A 1,115-nucleotide genomic window follows, 5' to 3' on the forward strand; every position below is an offset into this window, starting at 1 on the left:
GGATTATTCTTACATTTTCACTATGAATTTCTTTTACATAAGATAAGATTTGTTCTTGATTTAGTATAGTTGTATTTTTTTCTATTTTACATTGATATTCTAGGTTTTTTGGGCTTGTTATATGGTAATTGCCTCTAGTTGTTTTTATTTTTTTACCAAGAATAGTATCTTCAAAAAAAATCACTTCAGGTTTAACATAATTATAATTTTTTTCAGCTATCCATAGAGGATTTTTGATTTTTTTAACCTCTTCTTCTAAATTTTCAATGCTTGTAGGTATATATTTTGGAATGAGTTTGTTGCCTTTTTTGTTAAAAATGATTTTACCTAAATAAATGCCAAATTTGGGATTATATGTAATGTTGATTTTGTTTTCTAAATCAATATGGTTGAAAAAATACCAATAATTTTTTTCACTAGGACATATATTATTAAAACATTTTATATTAGTATTTACACCTAAATAAAGTACATTTGGTTCTTTTCTAGTTTGTAAAAATTGTTCGTGTTTTTTTGTATCTGGTTCCTTGTATCTCATCATAACTCCTTTATGATACTTTCTTCTATTGCTCTAGCTTCTGCTTCGCTTGGCTGAAAAAAATAAATATCTGGTGTTGTTTTATTTCCAAATTTTTGTTCTGTTTTATTAAAATAAATATATTGATTGCTATAATAAATATAGTGTTGCAAGACATCATTATTTGGCTTTTTTTGGTGTATGTATGCGTGTCGTATTTCGTGTATAATAGTTTTTAACATTTCCTCTGTATTTTCTATATTGTTTATATTGATTTCAATAATAGCTTTGTCTTGATTATAAAAACCAAATAGGCTATTATCATTTGATGAGATAAATTCTGTTTTTATATTTAATTTAAATTGATTGTAGATTTCTTTAATTAATTTTTCCCAATACGCAATAGGATAATTTTTATTGGGATCATAGTTGTATTTTTGTATTGTCTTTTTAATTGTATTTTCATAGTAAATTATATCTTGAAAATAATCCCCATATTTTATTTGTATATTCTTTGTTGGTTTGACTTGGAAGTATATTTTCGCTAAATCAAACCTATAATAAATATAAGCGATTTTTCCGGCAAGTTGAGGGTAGG

General features: G+C 24.6%; 2 pseudogenes. Both read right to left on the reverse strand.

Features of this window, described 5'->3' with window-relative positions:
- A pseudogene (locus CAMP5053_RS08140) lies at window positions 1-538 on the reverse strand (hypothetical protein); the annotation flags it as partial.
- A pseudogene (locus tag CAMP5053_RS08145) lies at window positions 538-1,115 on the reverse strand (hypothetical protein); the annotation flags it as partial. The pseudogenes CAMP5053_RS08140 and CAMP5053_RS08145, both read right to left, overlap by 1 nt.

This window comes from Campylobacter sp. S4:11 (genome assembly GCF_024723695.1).
In the GTDB taxonomy this organism is placed as follows: Bacteria; Campylobacterota; Campylobacteria; order Campylobacterales; family Campylobacteraceae; genus Campylobacter_D; species Campylobacter_D jejuni_C.